The sequence below is a fragment of the Pseudomonas sp. S09G 359 genome (genome assembly GCF_002843605.1).
Taxonomy (GTDB): Bacteria; Pseudomonadota; Gammaproteobacteria; order Pseudomonadales; family Pseudomonadaceae; genus Aquipseudomonas.
In genome coordinates, this window is the sequence record NZ_CP025263.1 from 4,389,403 (window position 1) to 4,408,533 (window position 19,131).

General features: G+C 62.2%; 18 protein-coding genes. 13 read left to right on the forward strand and 5 right to left on the reverse strand.

Going from position 1 to position 19,131, the window contains the following annotated elements; translation table 11 throughout:
- Nucleotides 1-52: 52 nt before the first annotated feature.
- Nucleotides 53-1,072, forward strand: a complete 1,020-nt coding sequence (locus tag CXQ82_RS19895; protein WP_101271926.1) for a branched-chain amino acid aminotransferase — start codon at nt 53-55, stop codon at nt 1,070-1,072.
- Nucleotides 1,073-1,200: 128 nt separating this feature from the next.
- Here the strand turns inward: CXQ82_RS19895 and CXQ82_RS19900 are convergent, their stop codons facing one another.
- Complete coding sequence (locus tag CXQ82_RS19900) at nt 1,201-2,094, reverse strand: GNAT family acetyltransferase (RefSeq protein ID WP_101271927.1); 894 nt, start codon at nt 2,092-2,094, stop codon at nt 1,201-1,203.
- A 299-nt stretch (nt 2,095-2,393) separates the two neighbouring features.
- Between CXQ82_RS19900 and ctlX the strand changes: the two genes are divergently transcribed.
- From ctlX to CXQ82_RS19935, 7 genes are all read left to right on the forward strand, one after another.
- On the forward strand, nt 2,394-3,320 hold the full coding sequence (gene ctlX / locus CXQ82_RS19905) for a citrulline utilization hydrolase CtlX (RefSeq protein WP_101271928.1): 927 nt from the start codon (nt 2,394-2,396) through the stop codon (nt 3,318-3,320).
- Nucleotides 3,321-3,331: 11 nt separating this feature from the next.
- Nucleotides 3,332-4,378 (forward strand): ornithine cyclodeaminase, encoded by a 1,047-nt coding sequence (locus CXQ82_RS19910; RefSeq protein WP_101271929.1) that lies wholly within the window; start codon nt 3,332-3,334, stop codon nt 4,376-4,378.
- A 256-nt stretch (nt 4,379-4,634) separates the two neighbouring features.
- Nucleotides 4,635-5,414 carry an ABC transporter substrate-binding protein gene (locus CXQ82_RS19915; protein WP_101271930.1) on the forward strand — a complete coding sequence of 260 codons (780 nt, stop codon included), beginning with the start codon at nt 4,635-4,637 and terminating at the stop codon, nt 5,412-5,414.
- 170 nt (nt 5,415-5,584) lie between these two features.
- Nucleotides 5,585-6,286, forward strand: coding sequence for an ABC transporter permease (locus tag CXQ82_RS19920; protein WP_101271931.1), 702 nt, complete (start codon nt 5,585-5,587; stop codon nt 6,284-6,286).
- Nucleotides 6,283-6,996: an ABC transporter permease gene (locus tag CXQ82_RS19925; protein ID WP_101271932.1), complete on the forward strand. Its 714-nt coding sequence runs from the start codon at nt 6,283-6,285 to the stop codon at nt 6,994-6,996. The genes CXQ82_RS19920 and CXQ82_RS19925 overlap by 4 nt, the downstream gene beginning before the upstream one ends.
- A gap of 3 nt (nt 6,997-6,999) precedes the next feature.
- Complete coding sequence (locus CXQ82_RS19930) at nt 7,000-7,830, forward strand: ABC transporter ATP-binding protein (RefSeq protein WP_256581818.1); 831 nt, start codon at nt 7,000-7,002, stop codon at nt 7,828-7,830.
- Nucleotides 7,831-7,835: 5 nt separating this feature from the next.
- On the forward strand, nt 7,836-8,333 hold the full coding sequence (locus CXQ82_RS19935) for an Lrp/AsnC family transcriptional regulator (RefSeq protein ID WP_029296543.1): 498 nt from the start codon (nt 7,836-7,838) through the stop codon (nt 8,331-8,333).
- A gap of 122 nt (nt 8,334-8,455) precedes the next feature.
- Here the strand turns inward: CXQ82_RS19935 and CXQ82_RS19940 are convergent, their stop codons facing one another.
- The 4 genes from CXQ82_RS19940 to CXQ82_RS19955 form a co-directional block, all read right to left on the reverse strand.
- Nucleotides 8,456-9,289: a TIGR03915 family putative DNA repair protein gene (locus CXQ82_RS19940; RefSeq protein ID WP_101271933.1), complete on the reverse strand. Its 834-nt coding sequence runs from the start codon at nt 9,287-9,289 to the stop codon at nt 8,456-8,458.
- On the reverse strand, nt 9,286-10,506 hold the full coding sequence (locus CXQ82_RS19945) for a putative DNA modification/repair radical SAM protein (RefSeq protein WP_101271934.1): 1,221 nt from the start codon (nt 10,504-10,506) through the stop codon (nt 9,286-9,288). Before CXQ82_RS19945 ends, CXQ82_RS19940 begins: the two co-directional genes overlap by 4 nt.
- A 66-nt stretch (nt 10,507-10,572) precedes the next feature.
- Entirely contained in the window at nt 10,573-11,910 is a 1,338-nt protein-coding gene (locus CXQ82_RS19950; RefSeq protein WP_101271935.1) for a lysine N(6)-hydroxylase/L-ornithine N(5)-oxygenase family protein, read from the reverse strand.
- A gap of 119 nt (nt 11,911-12,029) precedes the next feature.
- Nucleotides 12,030-12,512 carry a sigma-70 family RNA polymerase sigma factor gene (locus CXQ82_RS19955; RefSeq protein ID WP_101271936.1) on the reverse strand — a complete coding sequence of 161 codons (483 nt, stop codon included), beginning with the start codon at nt 12,510-12,512 and terminating at the stop codon, nt 12,030-12,032.
- A gap of 262 nt (nt 12,513-12,774) precedes the next feature.
- On the opposite strand from CXQ82_RS19955, the gene CXQ82_RS19960 reads away from it, so the two are divergent.
- The 5 genes from CXQ82_RS19960 (at nt 12,775) to CXQ82_RS19980 (ending at nt 19,083) form a co-directional block, all read left to right on the forward strand.
- Entirely contained in the window at nt 12,775-13,944 is a 1,170-nt protein-coding gene (locus tag CXQ82_RS19960; RefSeq protein ID WP_101271937.1) for an efflux RND transporter periplasmic adaptor subunit, read from the forward strand.
- On the forward strand, nt 13,934-15,919 hold the full coding sequence (locus tag CXQ82_RS19965; protein ID WP_177409919.1) for a MacB family efflux pump subunit: 1,986 nt from the start codon (nt 13,934-13,936) through the stop codon (nt 15,917-15,919). Before CXQ82_RS19960 ends, CXQ82_RS19965 begins: the two co-directional genes overlap by 11 nt.
- Nucleotides 15,920-15,926: 7 nt before the next feature.
- The gene (locus CXQ82_RS19970) at nt 15,927-17,327 is read left to right on the forward strand and encodes an efflux transporter outer membrane subunit (RefSeq protein ID WP_101271938.1); all 1,401 of its coding nucleotides are present in this window, start codon (nt 15,927-15,929) and stop codon (nt 17,325-17,327) included.
- Nucleotides 17,328-17,430: 103 nt separating this feature from the next.
- Nucleotides 17,431-18,192 (forward strand): alpha/beta fold hydrolase, encoded by a 762-nt coding sequence (locus CXQ82_RS19975; RefSeq protein WP_101271939.1) that lies wholly within the window; start codon nt 17,431-17,433, stop codon nt 18,190-18,192.
- Nucleotides 18,193-18,219: 27 nt separating this feature from the next.
- Complete coding sequence (locus tag CXQ82_RS19980; protein ID WP_101271940.1) at nt 18,220-19,083, forward strand: LysR family transcriptional regulator; 864 nt, start codon at nt 18,220-18,222, stop codon at nt 19,081-19,083.
- The last annotated feature ends 48 nt before the right edge of the window (nt 19,084-19,131 follow it).

The following is a 19,131-nucleotide window of genomic DNA, read 5'->3' on the forward strand; positions in this document are numbered from 1 at the left end:
ATTGTTGCGCCCATCCAGAAAAAAACCGACTTGACCAACGATAGAGGGTGTCATGGGTAACGAAAGCATCAATTGGGACAAGCTGGGTTTTGACTACATCAAGACCGACAAACGGTTTATCCAGACCTTTAAAGACGGCGAGTGGCAAGCAGGCACCCTGACCGACGACAACGTGCTGCACATCAGCGAGGGCTCCACTGCCCTGCACTATGGCCAGCAGTGCTTCGAAGGCCTCAAGGCCTACCGCTGCAAGGACGGCTCGATCAACCTGTTCCGCCCGGACCAGAACGCCGCCCGCATGCAACGCAGCTGCGCGCGCCTGCTGATGCCGCATGTGCCGACCGACGTGTTCATCGATGCCTGCAAACAAGTGGTCAAGGCCAATGAGCGGTTCATCCCGCCGTACGGCAGTGGCGGCGCGCTGTACCTGCGTCCGTTCGTGATCGGCACCGGTGACAATATCGGCGTGCGTACCGCGCCGGAGTTCATCTTCTCGGTGTTCGCAATCCCGGTCGGTGCCTACTTCAAGGGCGGCCTGGTGCCGCACAACTTCCAGATCTCCACCTTCGACCGCGCCGCGCCACAAGGCACCGGTGCGGCCAAGGTTGGTGGCAACTACGCCGCCAGCCTGATGCCGGGGTCGGAAGCGAAAAAAGCTGGTTTCGCCGACGCGATCTACCTGGACCCGATGACTCACTCGAAAATCGAAGAAGTCGGCTCGGCCAACTTCTTCGGGATCACCCACGACAAAAAGTTCATCACGCCGAAGTCGCCTTCGGTGCTGCCAGGCATCACCCGCCTGTCGCTGATCGAACTGGCCCAGACCCGCCTGGGCCTGGAAGTGGTCGAGGGCGAAGTGTTCATCGACAAACTGGCCGACTTCAAGGAAGCCGGTGCCTGCGGTACAGCCGCCGTGATCTCGCCCATCGGCGGCATCCAGTACAACGGCAAGCTGCACGTGTTCCACAGCGAAACCGAAGTGGGCCCGATCACCCAGAAGCTCTACAAAGAGCTGACCGGCGTGCAGACCGGCGACGTCGAAGCGCCAGCCGGTTGGATCGTAAAAGTCTAATCCAGCAACACTGCAATACCCTGTGGGAGGGGGCTTGCCCCCGATGGCAGTGGATCAGTCAATAAATCTGTTGACTGAGCCACCGCCATCGGGAGCAAGCCCCCTCCCACATTTGCTTTGCGATGTGTTCAAGCATCTTTGGGGATATTCACGACAATCTTCTTGCCCATGCTGATCCTCGGCTCCGCCCCATACCCCAATGCCTCGTAAAACCCCGCCACCGCATCATTGCCGCTGGTGATCTGCAGATTGATTTTCATGCAGCCCAACGCCGTCAGTGCCTGTTCCGCATACCGCACCAGCGAAGAACCCAGGCCATGGCGCCGATAGTCAGTGTGTACGGCCACCGAATACAGCCAGCCGCGATGGCCGTCGTAGCCGGCAAGAATTGTCCCGATCACGGTTTTTTTATCCGTCGCGACAAAGAACAACCCGTCATTCACCGCCAACTTCTTATCGATCGCCAGGCTCGGCAGGTTATGCGCCGTGTCATAACCAAACGCCTGCTGCCACAACGCGACCACTTGCGCGCGATGTTGGCGGTCGCGATACGGCCCGATGGGATGGCGAGAAGACAAGATCTTCTCCATCACCAATGTGCGCTCGCTGCCGTGGTAAACGTCGCGCACCGTATGAAAACCTAATTTGGTATAGAACGGCTCGGCAGTCAGCGAAGACGGCACACTCAGCACCGTTACCCCGGCTTCACGGGCGCGCAACTCGATTTCAATCATCAATAGCCGACCAATCCCCAGCCCTTGCAGCGTCGGATTGACGAACACCGAGCGCACCACATTAGCGTCGAGGGCAGCGGTGGCAACGATCTCCTCGCCTTGAATAGCCACCAGCACCACGCGACGCGTGAGCAACTCCAGCACCGCCTCGGGGGTAAAGTTGCCCGCCACCCGCGCAATCACCTCCGCCGGATAATCCCGTGCATTGCTGCTGTGCAAGGCCGCCAGGATGACCTGGCTGATGCCCTCGGCATCGGCGGTTTGGGCGAGACGAACGACGGTAGACATAATTCCTCCTGGCAGAAACACATTCCCCAACCACCACAATACCAATGTAGGAGGGGGCTTGCCCCCGATAGCAATCTTTCAGATATAGATTTTCTGGCTGATCCACCGCTATCGGGGGCAAGCCCCCTCCTACATTTTGAATGCATTTCACGCCAGCAGCCGATTCGGCTGCCCTGCCCCCCTTTTCAGCTTTCCCGGCTGAGCCACCTCGCTGTTTCAGCCGGGATTCCCCCGCCACAACGCACAAAATAGCCCCACTGCATCGTTCTTTACCGACCTACCCATGGACCCGTGCCCCCATGCAAACCACCAACACCGTCTTGATGATTCGCCCGGCGCGCTTTGCCTTCAACCCGGACACCGCGATCAACAACCGCTTCCAGCGCCAACCGCTCGACCCGCTCGCGGCGCAGCAGAAAGCGCTGGAAGAGTTCGATGGCTATGTCGACACCCTACGCAAGCACGGCGTCGAAGTGTTGGTGGTGCAAGACACCCCGGCGCCCCACACCCCCGACTCGATCTTCCCCAACAATTGGTGGAGCAGCCACGCCGACGGCAGCCTGGTGCTGTACCCGATGGAAGGCCAGAACCGCCGACTGGAACGAGACAAGGGCGTGCTGCAAGTACTCGAGCAACGCTTTGCGATCAACAGCACCATCGACCTCAGCCACCTGGAACAACAAAACATCTTCCTCGAAGGCACCGGCAGCATGGTGCTCGACCGCCAGCACCGCATCAGCTACGCCTGCCATTCCGGGCGCACCCACCACGACGCCCTGCGCCAGTTCGCCGAACGCCTCGACTACCAGCTCTGCGTGTTCCACGCCGTCGACCGCCACCACGCGCCGATCTACCACAGCAACGTGATGATGAGCGTCGGCCGCGACCTCTCGGTGGTGTGCCTGCAAGCCCTGCCGGATACCGATGAACGCCAGGCCCTGGAACGCTCCCTGCGTGACACCGGCAAGGACATCCTGGCCCTCGACTTCGACCAGCTCGAAGCCTTCGCCGGCAACATGCTTGAAGTCCACGACCGCGATGGCCAGCCGCTGCTGGTGATGTCCGCCAGCGCCTGGGCCGCCCTGCAACCGGCCCAGCGCCAGCACGTAGAGCGCCACACCCGGCCGGTGGTGGTGAACATCGACAACATCGAACGCATCGGCGGCGGCAGTGCCCGCTGCATGTTGGCGGAAGTGCACCTGCCTGCCCGCCCCTCATTTCAATAAGGAGTCTTGCCATGACCCGTTACATCGACGTCAACGACCTCAGCTACCTGGTCTCGCAAAAAGGCCTGCAAACCTGCATCAGCGAAATGGCCGAATACATTCGTGCCGACTACCTGCGCTGGCAGGACTTCGAAAAATGCGCACGCCTGGCCAACCACTCGCCGGACGGCGTGATTGAGCTGATGCCCGTGTCCGACGCCGCGCTGTACGCGTTCAAATACGTCAACGGCCACCCGAAAAACACCCAGGCCGGCATGCTCACCGTGATGGCCTTCGGCGCCTTGGGCGATGTGGACACCGGCAAGCCGGTGCTGCTGGCGGAAATGACCCTGACCACCGCGATCCGCACCGCGGCCACCTCGGCCCTGGTTGCCCGCTACCTGGCCCGCGAAAACAGCCGCAGCATGGCGCTGATCGGCAACGGCTCGCAGAGTGAATTCCAGGCCCTGGCCTTCCACGCCATGCTCGGCATCGACGAAATCCGCCTGTTCGATATCGACGCCAAGGCCACCGCCAAGCTCGCCGCCAACCTCAAGGCCTTCCCGGCGATCAAGGTGGTCCTGGCCGGCAGCGTGGCCGAAGCGGTCAAAGGCGCGGATATCGTCACCACCGTGACCGCCGACAAGGCCTACGCCACCATCCTCACCGACGACATGATCGAACCCGGCATGCACCTCAATGCCGTCGGCGGCGACTGCCCGGGCAAGACCGAGCTGGACCGACGAATCGTCGAGCGGGCGCGAGTGGTCGTCGAGTACGAACCGCAAAGCCGCATCGAAGGTGAAATCCAGCACATGCCCAAAGACTCGCCAGTGACCGAGCTGTGGCAGGTGATCAACGGCCAGCAACCCGGCCGCGAGAACGCGCGCCAGGTCACCCTGTTCGACTCGGTGGGTTTCGCCATCGAAGACTACTCGGCCCTGCGCTATGTGCTGGACGTGGCCAAGGCTCTGGATATCGGCAGCACCCTTGAGCTGGTACCGGACCTCGCCGACCCCAAAGACCTGTTTGCACGCCTGGCCCAGGCGCCGGCCGTACAGCAGAAAAAGCGCGCTTGAAACCGCTCTGGCCTGCCGCTTTGCGTCGAGGGCAGGCCAGTTTTTTGTGAATGAAAAGCCGATTCAGCGGGTGTCACAGCCGATTCCGCTGCATTGGCGTTTTTAACAGCGCAATTTGCGCTTTGGCTACCCGCTAAACGACACAAAAAACGCACCACCATGAAGCATTCTGAGCCCGACCAAAGAGTCAGCATATGAATGCAAGCTGCACCCTTTTACTGCCCTGACATCAATTACAAAATATAGGGACCTACAGATGACTCCATTGCGATCACTCTTCGCTGCATTGCTGTTGCCACTGTGCGCCAGCGCCGCTCACGCCCAGGATTGGAAAGAGATCCGCTTCGGCGTATTTCCCGAGTACCCGCCCTTTGAATCCGTGGCCGCCGACGGCAGCCTGCAAGGCTTCGATATCGAACTGGGCAACGCGATCTGCGCCAAGCTCGACGTCAAATGCACCTGGGTGCATAACGAATTCGACGGCATGATCCCGGCCCTGCGTGCGCGCAAGTTCGACGCCATCATGTCGTCCATGGCCGTGACCCCGGCCCGCGAAAAAGTCATCGACTTCACCGACCGCCTGTTCCTCAGCCCTACCTCGGTGATCACCCGCAAGAGCGCCGAATTCGGCGACACCCCCGAATCGCTCAAAGGCAAGCAGGTCGGTGTGCTGCAAGGCTCGTTGCAGGAAGCCTATGCCCGCGCGCACCTGGCCAAGCTCGGCGCCCAGATCAAGGCGTACCAGTCCCAGGAGCAGAACTACGCCGACCTGCAAAACGGTCGCCTCGACGCCACCCTGACCGACAAGCTCGAAGCCCAGCTCAACTTCCTGTCCAAGCCGGAAGGCGCCGACTTCAAGACCGGCCCGGCCTTCAAGGACCCGACCCTGCCGCTCGACATCGCCATGGGCCTGCGCAAGAACGACCAGGAACTGCGCGCGCTGATCAACAAGGGCATCGCCGCCGTCCAGGCCGATGGCACCTATGCCAGGATCCAGCAGAAATACTTCGGCGACCAAGATATCTACAACGAGTAAGCCAACGCCAGCCCCTGTGGGAGGTGCTTTTGTGGGAGGGGGCTTGCCCCCGATGAGGCCGAGCCAGTCGACACATTTATTGACTGACCCACCGCAATCGGGGGGCAAGCCCCCTCCCACAAAAGCACCTCCCACAGGGGAAGATCTGCGCTCCTTAGAGATCTCCACCCATGAACGAACTCCTCAACCTGCAAGGCTACGGCCCGATGCTGGCCCAGGGTGCCTGGATGACACTCAAGCTGGCGTTCCTCGCGCTGGCCCTGAGCCTGTCCCTGGGCCTGATCGCCGCCGGCGCCAAGCTTTCCAGCGCCAAATGGCTACGGGTGCCGGGCACGCTGTACACCACGCTGATCCGCAGCGTGCCGGACCTGGTGCTGATCCTGCTGATTTTCTACAGCCTGCAACTGTGGCTCAACGACCTGAGCGAAGTGTTCGGCTGGGACTACTTTGAAATCGACCCGTTTACCGCCGGGGTGATCACCCTGGGGTTTATCTACGGGGCGTATTTCACCGAAAACTTCCGTGGCGCCATCCTCAGCGTGCCGGTCGGCCAGCTGGAAGCCGCGACGGCCTATGGCCTGAGCCGCTGGCAGCGATTTCACCTGGTGCTGTTCCCGCAACTGATGCGCTTCGCCCTGCCGGGCCTGGGCAATAACTGGCTGGTGCTGCTCAAGTCCACGGCGCTGGTGTCGATCATCGGTTTGTCCGACCTGGTCAAAGCCGCGCAGAACGCCGGCAAGACCACCAACGAGCCCCTGTACTTCCTGATCCTCGCGGGCCTGGTCTACCTGGTGATCACCACCCTCTCCAACCGCATCTTCAAGCGCCTCGAACGGCGCTATAACCTCGGCATCAAGGGGATGGCGCGATGATCGAACTGTTCCAGCAATACGGCCTGGCCTACCTGTTCAGCGATGGCGTGGGGCTGTCCGGCGTGGCAATGACCCTGTGGCTGTTCATTGTCTCGGTAGTGTTCGGCTTTTTTCTGTCGATCCCACTCGCGCTGGCCCGTGTATCCGAACACTTCTGGCTGCGCTGGCCGGTGGAGGTCTACACCTACCTGTTCCGCGGCACGCCGCTGTATATCCAACTGCTGATTTGCTACACCGGGCTCTACAGCCTGGAGCTGGTGCAGGACAACGTGTTGCTCAACCAGTTTTTCCGCAATGCGCTCAACTGCACCCTGCTGGCGTTTGTGCTCAACACCTGCGCGTACACCGTGGAAATCTTTGCCGGGGCGATCCGCAATATCCCCCACGGCGAAATCGAAGCAGCGCGCGCCTATGGCCTGCATGGCTGGCGGCTCAACCTGTTTGTGGTGGTACCCGCCGCGCTGCGCCGTGCGCTGCCGGCCTACAGCAATGAAATGATCCTGATGCTGCACGCCACCTCGCTGGCGTTTACCGCCACCGTCGCCGACATCCTCAAGGTGGCCCGCGACGCCAATGCCGAGACGTTCCTGACGTTCCAGGCCTTTGGCATCGCCGCCCTGCTGTACATGCTGCTGTCCTTTGCACTGGTGGGCCTGTTCCGACTGGCCGAACGTCGCTGGATGCGTTTTCTTGTTCCTACCCGAGGCTAACCCATGAACCAGTCCGCGCAGGCCCTGGCCCCTTATCCGGTGGATATCCCCGCTGCCAACACCGCAACGGCCGCCATCAAGCTGCAAGTTGAAGGCATCCATAAACGCTACGGCGAACACGAAGTACTCAAGGGCGTGTCCCTCAATGCCCGCAACGGTGATGTGATCAGCCTGATCGGCGCCAGCGGCTCGGGCAAAAGCACCATGCTGCGTTGCATCAACTTCCTCGAACAGCCGGACGCCGGGGTGATCACCCTGGACGGTATCAGCATCGAGATGCAGCAAGGCCGCGCCGGCACGCGCGCGCCGCACCAGGCGCAACTGCAAAACCTGCGCACACGCCTGGCCATGGTGTTCCAACACTTCAACCTGTGGAGCCACATGACCGTGCTGGAAAACATCACCATGGCCCCGCGCCGGGTGCTGGGGGTGAGCGCCGCCGAGGCAGAAAAGCGTGCACGCCTGTACCTGGATAAAGTCGGCCTGCCAGGCCGAGTGGCCGATCAATACCCGGCGTTCCTGTCCGGCGGCCAACAGCAGCGCGTGGCCATTGCGCGAGCGTTGGCGATGGAGCCGGAAATCATTTTGTTCGATGAACCGACGTCGGCGCTGGACCCGGAGCTTGTAGGAGAAGTGCTTAAAGTCATACAGACGTTGGCCGAAGAAGGTCGTACCATGTTGATGGTCACCCACGAAATGGGCTTTGCCCGCCAGGTGTCCAGCCAAGTGCTGTTCTTGCATCAGGGCCGGGTCGAGGAACAAGGCGGCGCCGAGATTCTTGACCACCCCAACAGCGAGCGCTTGCAGCAATTTCTTTCCAACCGTTTGAAGTGAAACCCATGGATACCAAGGCCAACGGACCCCATAGCTCCCCCGCACTGGATCGCATCGATGAGGCGATCATCGATGTGTTGCGCCACCAGGGGCGGATCACCTACGAAAAGCTCTCGTCGCTGGTGCACCTGACCCCCAGGCCCTGCCTGGAGCGCGTGCGCAAGTTGGAACGGCGCGGGGTAATCCGTGGCTACGGCGCGATCATCGATGTGCAGATGGTCTCACCGGGCCTGTCGCTGCTGGTGCTGGTGGCCTTGTCCAACCAAAGCGGGCGTTCGGCGCAAAAGGCCTTCGAAGCGTGCGTAAAAGCCTGCCCCCAGGTGTTTGAATGCCAACTGATCAGCGGGCCGTTCGACTACAGCCTGCGCATGCGCTGCCGGGATATGGAGCACTACCGGGTGCTGACGGAAACCTGGCTGAACAACGATGAATTGCACATTGATAAGCTGGTGGCGCATCCGGAACTGGCGGTCGTCAAGAACACTGCCACAGAGCTGGCCTGAAACTCGACTAACCAAACACCGCATAACCCCTGTGGGAGCGGGCTTGCTCGCGAATGCGGTGTGTCAGTCACTTAATGTTTCACTGACACACCGCATTCGCGAGCAAGCCCGCTCCCACATTTTTAACCGTGCCCGCTTGAGATTCTTTTACCGGCCTTGGCCCCAATCAGCCTCGCCTGCCCATCCTTCTGCTTCCCCGTCCGCGCTTCGCTGATCAAGCCCGGAATCAACTTGCCCTCCGGCAAATTCTTCCAGAACCGACTCGGCAAATGCCCTTCCATCACCTTGGGGTTCAGCCGCGCCGGGTTGAAGATGTGGCTGTAGTAGGTCAGCCACATGGCGCTGTGGGGGTCTTCGACATTTTGCGCCAATTGCTGCCAGGCCTCGGGGCATTCGCGCTGGTGAATCAACTGTTCGCCATCGTAATAAACCCCATCCAGCGGCGTGGCGATCATCCAGCGATGGCGGCCCATGCGCCCGATAAAGTGTTGGCTGGCGGAGTGCAAAATATCGTGGGCCGGCTCATGCCAGGCCACGTACTCCGGCAGCTCCGGCCCCGCCTCGGCCGGCAACGCAATGAACCGCACAAACGCATGCAAGTGATGGGCTTCGCGGCGCACCTGCTTGATCCGCCGCTGCAACTCGCTGCCTAGCTTGTCGCCCGCCAGCATCGCAGTGCGGTCGCCATGGCTCACGCGCCATAACACTTCATACAACAGGCTCCAGCGCTGGTCGCCGTGGTAACCGGCGGCCGCTTCCAGCAACGCCAGCAATGCCTTGGGAACTCGCGTCTGGAACGGGCCAAGCCCGGCAGGTATCGGCTCGTCGGTGGCAAACAGATCGGCCACCTCAGCTTCGCCCCAGCTCACCTGGCTGGGGTCAACCTGATGGCTGAGCAGCCAGCGCGCCTGTTCGCGCCAGGTGTTGAACAGGTTGTCGCATTCCAGGCTGATCATCCCCACAGCCCCATCTGCTGCGGCTGCGGGCGGTCACGCAGTTGTTCGCGCAGCAGCACACTGGTGCTTTCGGCCTGCTGCGGGTGGTAGTCGCTGGTAATGAAAAACGGCTTGGCCTTGGCCAGCACGCAACGCATGCGGGCCAGGTCTTCGAAACGGATCTTGCGTTCGCGGCGCAGGTCCACCAGGCGCTCGGTGGTGCGCAGGCCAATGCCCGGGATACGCGCGATCAGGTTCGGCTCGGCACGGTTCAAATCGAGGGGGAAGACGTCGCGGTGTTCCAGGGCCCAGGCCAGCTTGGGGTCGATGTCCAGGGCCAGGTGACCGGGGCCGTCAAACAGTTCGCCGGCGCTGAAGCCATAACTGCGCAGCAGGAAGTCCGCCTGGTACAAGCGGTGCTCGCGCATCAATGGCGGCGCGGCCAGGGGCACGCTTTTCGGGCTATTGGGGATGGGGCTGAACGCCGAGTAATACACCCGGCGCAATTTGAAATTGCCATACAACGCCTGGGCACCGTGGAGGATGGTGCTGTCGTCGGTGTCGTCGGCGCCGACGATCATTTGCGTGCTCTGCCCGGCCGGCGCGAAACGCGGGCCACGCGGTTCATTCAGTACGGTCTGTTCGCCGGTATAGATGGTGTGCATCGCTTGCTTGATCGAGCCTATCTGCTTCTCCGGCGCCAGGGTTTGCAGGCTGGCATCGGTGGGCAGTTCGATATTCACGCTCAGGCGGTCAGCATAGCGCCCCGCCTCGGCAATCAGCGCCGGGTCGGCTTCGGGGATGGTCTTGAGGTGGATGTAACCGCGAAAGTCATGTTCTTCACGCAGCAGTTTGGCGACTCGCACCAGCTGCTCCATGGTGTAGTCGGGTGAACGGATGATGCCGGAGCTGAGGAACAGCCCGCTGACGCAATTGCGCCGGTAGAAATCCAGGGTCAGGCTGACCACCTCTTCCGGGCTGAAGCGTGCGCGGGGCACGTCACTGGAGCGGCGATTGACGCAGTATTGGCAGTCGTAGAGGCAGAAGTTGGTCAGCAACACCTTGAGCAGCGACACACAGCGCCCGTCGGGGGTATAGCTGTGGCAAATACCCATGCCATCGCTGGAGCCAAGCCCCGCCTTGCCCTCCGAGCTGCGCTTGGGCGCGCCGCTGCTGGCGCAGGAGGCGTCGTACTTGGCGGCGTCGGCGAGAATGCTGAGTTTTTCAATCAACTGCATGGGGGGCTACCGATACTGGTTTTTTGTACAGTATCAGGCAGCCCCCCGCGTCACAAGTGCAGCCTGTCAGCTGGCGGTGGCCAACAGCAGGTCCTGCACCGAACGGCCCTTGCCGTGGCGGCGGTCGTTTTCGTACAGCGACGCGGCAATTTCATCGGCGCGAATCGGCAGGATGGACAGCAAGGTATCGCTCAAACCGTGGCTGGCCTGGCTGAAACCCTGGATATAGATACCCGCCTTGCAACGTTCATCGGTCACGATGCGGTAGTCACGCGCCACCTCGAAGTCACCCATATAGGTTTCCAACGGCGCCAACAGTTCACGGTGCATCTGGCGCTCGTAGCCGGTGGCCAGTACCACCGCGTCGTAATGATTGACGCTGATTTCGCCGGTGGCATTGTTGCGCAGGGTCAGTTCGATACCCAGCGGGCCTGCCACGGCCTTTTCCACCACGGTCATGGTGCGGAACGCATGGCGGGCGATGCCGGAAACCTTCTGGCGATAGAAAATGCCGTAGATGCGCTCGATCAGGTCGAGGTCCACTACCGAATAGTTGGTGTTCTGGTATTCGGCGACCAGGCGCTGACGCTCGGCACCGACCTGTTGGAACACCAGGTCGGTAAAGGCCGGCGAGAACACTTCGTTGACGAATGGGCTGTCATCGGCGGGCTTGAGCGCCGAACCGCGCAAAATCATGTCGACCTGCACCGATGGGTAGCTGTCGTTCAGGTCGATAAAGGCTTCGGCCGCGCTCTGGCCACCGCCGATGATCGCAATGCGCATCGCCTTGCCTTCGACACACGGCTGCTGTGCCATGCGCGCCAGGTATTGGGAGTGGTGGAACACACGGCTATCGTCCTTGAGCGCCTTGAACGCCTCGGGTACGCGCGGCGTGCCGCCGGCGCTGACCACCACCGAGCGGGTGGTGCGCACATGTTGCTCCCCCTCGGCATCGCGGGAAATCACGCGCAACGCCTCAACGTGCTGCTGATGCAGGATCGGCTCGATCGCCAGCACTTCCTCGCCATAACGACCCTGGCCCTGGAACTGCGCCGCGACCCAGCGCAGGTAATCGTTGTACTCCATGCGGCACGGGTAGAAGGTGCCCAGGTTGATGAAGTCCACCAGGCGGTCGTGGGCCTTGAGGTAGTTGACGAACGAGTAAGGGCTGGTGGGGTTGCGCAGTGTGACCAGGTCCTTGAGAAACGAAATCTGCAGCTCGCTCTGGGTCACCAGGGTATTGCCGTGCCAACGGTAGTCGGCCTGCTTGTCGAGAAACAGCGCGTCCAGCTTGCCGTGGGTTTTCTCTCGTTCCTGCAGGGCGATGGCCAGCGCCAGGTTCGATGGGCCGAAACCGATACCGATAAGGTCGTGAACCGCGGGCGAAGCAATTGCCTGTGTCATTCCAGTGTCCTCTGGATAAGCCCCTTGGCGGTGGGGCGGGAATACCTTCAAGACCTGCACAACAGGTCGTGTGTTGATAGGAAACGAGGACAATGAAATAAAATTTAGCCAATCGCTGATCAGTGCGCGTCCCACTCGCGCATCCGTACCCGGCAATGCTTCATGGCATTGACGATGTGTTTTTCCACCAGGGCGCGGGAAATACTCAGGCGCTCGGCGATTTGCAGATGAGTCAAACCGTCGAGTTTGCGCAGCAGGAAGCTGTCGCGACACACCGCTGGCAACTCGGCCAGGGCGCGCTCGAGCATTTCCAGGCGCTGGCCGTGATCGTGGGTAGTGTGGGGTGAACAGGCAGCAAAGCGCTCTTCGCTGTCCAGCACCTCCAGCGGTTCGACCAGGCGCAGCGCGTTGCGCCGGTGTCCGTCGATCACCAGGTTCAATGCCGTGCGATACAGGAATGCGCGGGGTTGTTCGATGGGAATATCGCTGGAACGCTCAAGCACTCGGACATAAGCGTCATGCACCACATCTTCGGCGACCTGGCGGTTGCCCAGCTTGGCGTTCAGGAAACACACCAGCTCGCGATAGTAGTTTTCCAACATGACTCCCGACCGCCGGAGAGGGGCGGTATCCGTTCCTTAAATGTCTGAAAATGACAGCCCATTGCATAGTGGCAGTTTGGGTAAGTGCAATTTATAGTAATTCTCATCTACTTTTAAAGAAGTCTTGCGTCAACGGTGGTTTTTTTTTTACGTATTGCACCTGTTACACAGTGTGTAACAGCCTAAATCCCCGGACTATTCTCTCGTTTAACAGTCAGCTCCCCGCACCTGCGGCCCGAACTTTCCTGGCTGGAACCTAAGCATGAAACGCCCTCGACCTGCCCGACGCGCCCTGCTTGTTGTCGCGTGCCTTGTCCCCATCATCGCCGTCGCTGCCTGGCAGGTACTGCCGCCCGGGCGTGACAGCCTGACCACCGTCACCGTCACCCGCGGCAATATCGAAAACAGCGTCACCGCGCTGGGCACCCTGCAACCGCGCCGTTATGTCGATGTGGGCGCCCAGGCGTCCGGGCAGATCCGCAAGATCCACGTTGAGGCCGGCGACCAGATCCAGGAAGGCCAACTGCTGGTCGAGATCGACCCCTCTACGCAAAAGGCCAAGCTTGACGCCAGCCGCTATTCGATCGAAAACCTCAAGGCTCAATTGCAGGAGCAGCAAGCCCAGCACGAACTGGCGCGCCAGAAATACCAGCGCCAGCAGCGCCTGGCCGCCGGCAATGCGACCCGCGAAGAAGACGTGCAAACCGCCAAGGCCGAGTTGAGCGCCACCCAGGCCCGGGTCGAGATGTTCCGTGCACAGATCCTCCAGGCCCAAGCCAGCCTGCGCAGTGACGAGGCGGAGTTGGGCTATACGCGCATCTATGCGCCGATGACCGGCACCGTGGTGGCGGTGGATGCGCGGGTCGGCCAGACCCTCAATGCCCAGCAGCAGACGCCATTGATCCTGCGTATCGCCAAACTGTCGCCGATGACCGTGTGGGCGGAGGTTTCCGAAGCCGATATCGGCCATGTCAAACCCGGCATGACCGCCTACTTCACCACCCTCAGCGGCGGCAACCGGCGCTGGACCAGTACCGTCCGGCAGATCCTGCCGATCCCGCCCAAGCCGCTCAATGAGACCCAGGGCAGCGGCAGCCCGACCAGCTCCAGCAAAAGCGGCACTGGCCGGGTGGTGCTGTACACCGTGCTGCTGGATGTGGACAACAGCGACAACGCCTTGATGGCGGAAATGACCACCCAGGTGTTTTTTGTCGCAGACCAGGCCAGGGACACGCTTACGGTGCCGGTCGCCGCGTTGCAGGGGACGGCGAATGCCGACCGGCAGATCGCCCGTGTGGTGGCGCAAAACGGCCGTATCGAAACCCGCGAAGTACGCCTGGGCATCAGCGACCGCCTGCGCGTGCAAGTGCTCGACGGCCTGCACGAAGGCGATCACCTGTTGATCGGCCCGGCCGACGGCAATGGGGGCTGAGTTGAGCACGCCCCTGATCGAACTCAAGCACATCCGCAAATCCTACGGCGGCGGCGACAGCCCGCAGGTCGACGTATTGCGTGGCATCGACCTGTCGATCCATGCCGGGGAATTCGTAGCCATTGTCGGCGCCTCCGGCTCCGGTAAATCCACGCTGATGAATATCCTCGGCTGCCTCGATCGCCCGAGCACCGGCGACTACCTGTTCGCCGGGGAAAACGTTGCGCACCTGGGCAGCGACGAACTGGCCTGGCTACGCCGCGAAGCGTTCGGTTTCGTGTTCCAGGGCTACCACCTGATCCCGTCGGGCTCGGCCCAGGAAAACGTCGAGATGCCGGCGATCTATGCCGGTATCAGCGCCACCGAACGGCATGCCCGCGCCAGCGCCCTGCTCACCCGCCTGGGCCTGGCCGAGCGTACCGCCAACCGTCCGCACCAGTTGTCCGGCGGCCAGCAACAGCGCGTATCGATTGCCCGCGCGCTGATGAACGGCGGCCATATCATCCTCGCCGATGAACCCACCGGCGCCCTCGACAGCCACAGCGGTGCCGAGGTCATGACCCTGCTCGACGAATTGGCCAGCCAGGGCCACGTGGTCATCCTGATTACCCACGACCGCGAAGTGGCGGCACGGGCCAACCGCATCATCGAAATCCGCGATGGCTTGATCATCAGCGACTCGGCCGAACATGCAACCTACGTTGCCGCCCCTGCCAATAGCCAGGCGCTGCAAGCCGTGGACCTGCGCCAGCGCCTGGTCGACGGCGCCGAACACAACGGCGCGTGGAAAGCCGAACTGGTAGACGCGGTGCAAGCGGCCTGGCGGGTAATGTGGATCAACCGTTTTCGCACGGCGCTGACCCTGCTGGGGATCATCATCGGCGTGGCGTCGGTGGTGGTGATGCTGGCGGTGGGTGAAGGCAGCAAGCGCCAGGTCATGGCGCAGATGGGCGCCTTTGGCTCCAATATCCTCTACCTCAGCGGCGCCTCGCCCAACCCGCGCACCCCCTTGGGCATCGTCACCCTCAACGATGTCGCGGCACTGGCGACGTTGCCTCAGGTCAAGCGCATCATGCCGGTCAACGGCAGCAAGGCCGGCGTGCGCTATGGCAACCTCGACTACCTGGCGTATGTGGGCGGTAACGACACCAACTTCCCGGACATCTTCAATTGGCCGGTGGTGGAAGGCAGCTATTTCACCGCCGCCGACGAGCGCAGCGGCGCCACCGTGGCGGTGATCGGCCACCGTATCCGCGAGAAACTGTTCAAGGGCCAGGTCAACCCGATCGGCCAATACATCCTGATTGAGAACGTGCCGTTCCAGGTCATCGGTGTGCTCGCTGAAAAAGGCGCGGCCTCCGGCGACAAGGACAGCGACGACCGCATCGCCATCCCCTACACCGCCGCCAGCGTACGCCTGTTCGGCAGCTACGACCCGGAGTACGTGGTGATTGCTGCAGCGGATGCGCGCAGGGTCCACGAAGCCGAAGTGGCGATCGACCAGTTGATGCAAAGGCTGCACAACGGCAAGCGCGACTACGAACTGACCAACAACGCCGCGATGATCCAGGCCGAAGCCCACACCCAGAACACCCTGTCGCTGATGCTCGGCTCGATTGCCGCGATTTCCCTGCTGGTGGGTGGCATCGGTGTGATGAACATCATGCTGATGACCGTGCGCGAGCGCACCCGCGAAATCGGCATCCGCATGGCCACCGGCGCCCGGCAGCGCGACATCCTGCGTCAGTTCCTCACCGAAGCGGTGATGCTCTCGGTGGTCGGCGGCCTGTGCGGTATCGCCCTGGCCCTGCTGGTGGGCGGCGTGCTCGTGTTGGCTAAGGTGGCGGTGCAGTTTTCCCTGGTGGCGGTGCTGGGCGCATTTGCTTGTGCGCTGGTCACCGGTGTCGTATTCGGCTTTATGCCGGCCCGTAAAGCTGCCCGGCTCGATCCGGTTAAGGCGTTGACCAGTGAATAAACGATCCATGCCCACGCACCTGACCCTGCTCAGCGTGTGCCTGTTACTCAGTGCCTGTGCCGCACCCCCGGCCAGCGTCGACAGTGGTATCGCGCCGCCCACCGCCTGGCAGTTTGCCGAGCGTGACGCCGCCCAAGCCACCAACCAACGCTGGTGGACGCAGTTTGGCAGCCCGCAGCTCAACCGTCTGGTCGACCAGGCCCGGCGGGATAGTTTCGACGTAGCCGCAGCCATAGCCCGGGTGCGCCAGGCCCAGGCGAGTGCGGTGATCGCCGGCGCACCGTTGTTGCCGGAGGTCAATTTCAATCTCAACGCCAGCCGCCAGAAACTGCTGCGCGGCAAAGGCGGGCCGGACCTGGATGCGACACAAAGCGACGACGTGGCCGACAGCTTCGGCGCCAACCTTACCGCCAGTTATGAAGTGGACTTCTGGGGCGGCCGCGCCGCCGCGCGTGATAGCGCCCTGCACAGTTTACGCGCCAGCGAGTTTGACCAGGCGACCGTGGAACTGACCTTGCTCGGCAATGTGGCCGACCGTTACGCGCAAACCCTTGCCGCGCGCCAGCGCCAGCAGATTGCCGAACTGAACCTGGCCAACGCGCGCAACGTACTCGGGCTGGTGCAAACGCGCTATGACGCCGGGTCGGCCACCGCCCTGGAACTGGCCCAACAGAAAAGCCTGGTGGCCAGCCAGCAGCGTCAATTGCCGTTGATCCAGCAACTGGCCGAAGAGTCCACGATCACCCTCGCCGCCCTCCTCGGCCAGCCGGTGCAAGCGCTGGACCTGGGCACCGAGCCGTTCCAGGCGTTGACCTGGCCGGGCATCGGTGCCGGCCTGCCCAGCCAGTTGCTCAGCCGCCGCCCCGACATCGCCAAGGCCGAAGCGCAACTGGCGGCGGCGCAGGCTGACGTCAGCGTGGCGCGGGCCGCCATGCTGCCAGCCGTCACCTTGGGCGCCACCTTGGGCTCCGACGCCTACAAGGCCGTGGAAATCCTGCGCAGCCCTTACTACACGCTGACCGCCGGGCTGGTCGGGCCGATCTTCAACAATGGCCGTCTAAGCGCCGAGCGCGACAAGGCCCGCGCCCGCCAGGACGAGCTGCTGGAAACCTATCGCGGCGCGATCATCAACGGCTTCGCCGACGTCGAAAAGGCGCTGAGCAGCATCACGCGCCTGGACCAGCAGCGCCAATGGCAGGCCGAAGAACTGCAGCACGCCCAGGACGCCTTCGAAATCGCCGAAAGCCGCTACCAGGCGGGGGCAGAAGATCTGCTCAGCGTGCTGGAAACCCAGCGCACGCTGTATACGGCCCAGGATATGAACGTGCAGCTGCGCTTGTCTCGACTCCAGGCCAGCATTGCCCTGTACAAGGCACTGGGTGGGGGCTGGAGTGCCGATACGCCCTAACAAAAAATCGGATTTCCCACGAATCGTGCCTTAAAATCCTACATTCTTTGACCCGAGGTCCTTGGTAAAAAGCCGTCCCTAAACGGCTGCCCGGTACCTCGTGATGAAACCCAGCGTTCTGGTAAAAAGCCTGACGTTTGTCTGCCTGTGGCTGACAGCAAGTCCCGCCCCTGCCAACCCACTGATTGCACCCACCGCGATTGACTGGTTGCTGGACTGCCCCTTCTCCGGCTTCGCACGACCGGACCCCGAGGTGCTGGAACGCACCCAGTGCGCCAGTGTGAGCGTGCCCCGCGACTATGCCGCGCCTAAGCGCGGCAGCGTGCGCCTGGCCATGACCCGTGTCGGTGCGCGTGAACCGCTCAGCCGCGAAGGCGTGGTGTTCATTCAGGGCGGCGAGCCTCAAAAAGGCCAGGCTGCAACGTTCGTCATCCACCTAGTCAGCCGTTGGAAGTCCTACGCCACCCCGGCCTACCGCACACTCACCAACCGGTATGACGTCATCGAGCTGAGCCCTCGCGACCTGAGCCAGGAAAACGGTATCGAGCAGGCGGCGCGCGATATGGAATTCGTGCGTGCGCAGCTGGGCGAGGCACGGCTCTATTACCTCGGCAACGACACCGCCGCGCGGTTGGGCAGCCGCTATGCCACGCTGTTCTCAGAGAACGTCGCACGCATGGTGTTGGTCAACGCCGGGCGCGGTGCGCCAGCCAGTCTCGGCATTGAACAATTACGCCTCAAAGACTCGACTCGGCCTGCAACTGTCGGTGCCGGGTGCGTCAACCAATGGGTCGGGGATTTTCTGGTTTACGGTAAACAGCCACCGCCGTCTACGCGCTGTCTTGATTCAGGCAGTTGGGATTAGAATGCCGCATTCATCCCCGGGGGCTTCATGGACATCGAACTGGCACGCACCTTCCTCGAAATCACCCGTTGCGGCAGCCTCGCCGCCGCCGCCGAGAAACTGCACGTCACCCAAACCGCCATCACCGCCCGCGTAAAAAACCTCGAAACCCAACTCGGCAGCACGCTGTTCATCCGCAACCGCGCCGGTGCGCGCCTGACCGCCGACGGCGAGGCCTTCGTGGTGTACGCCAACCAATTGCTGCAAACCTGGGAAGCCGCGCGCCGCGACCTGCCGCTGCCCGATGGCTACCGCAATGTGCTGCATATCGGTGGCGAAGTCAGCCTGTGCAACCCACTGATGCTCGGCTGGGCCCAGGCCCTGCGTGAACACATTCCCGGGCATGCCTTGCGCACCGAAATCCGCGAGGGCGAGTACCTGTTGCGCCAACTGGAACTGGGCGTGCTCGACGCCGCGCTGGTGTTCCAGCCGCAATACTGGCCGGGGTTGCAGGTGGAGCAGGTGCTCGAAGAAAAGCTGATCCTGGTGCAGTTGGTGAGCAAGCCGGAACCCTACGTGTATATCGACTGGGGCCAGGGCTTTCGCCAGCAGCATGACGCCGCCCTGCCCGACCGGGCTCGTGCGGCGTTGAGTTTCAACCTGGGGCCGCTGGCATTGCAGTACATCCTGGAGCATGGCGGGGCGGGGTATTTCCGCACGCGGGTGGTGCAAAGCTACCTCGACAGCGGCGTGATGCAACGCGTGCCCAAGGCGCCGGAGTTCAGTTTCCCGACGTACCTGGTGTATTCGCGGGCGCGGGACTCGGCGGTCTTGCAGCAGGCCCTGGGGTTGCTGCGCACGGTCGTCGAAGCGGAAAAGGATTGGTCGCAGCGCTGGGATCCGGTGATTTGAGGCCGGGCACATGTTAGCCTGCTACTGTTTTCTTCTGGTTTCCCCTGC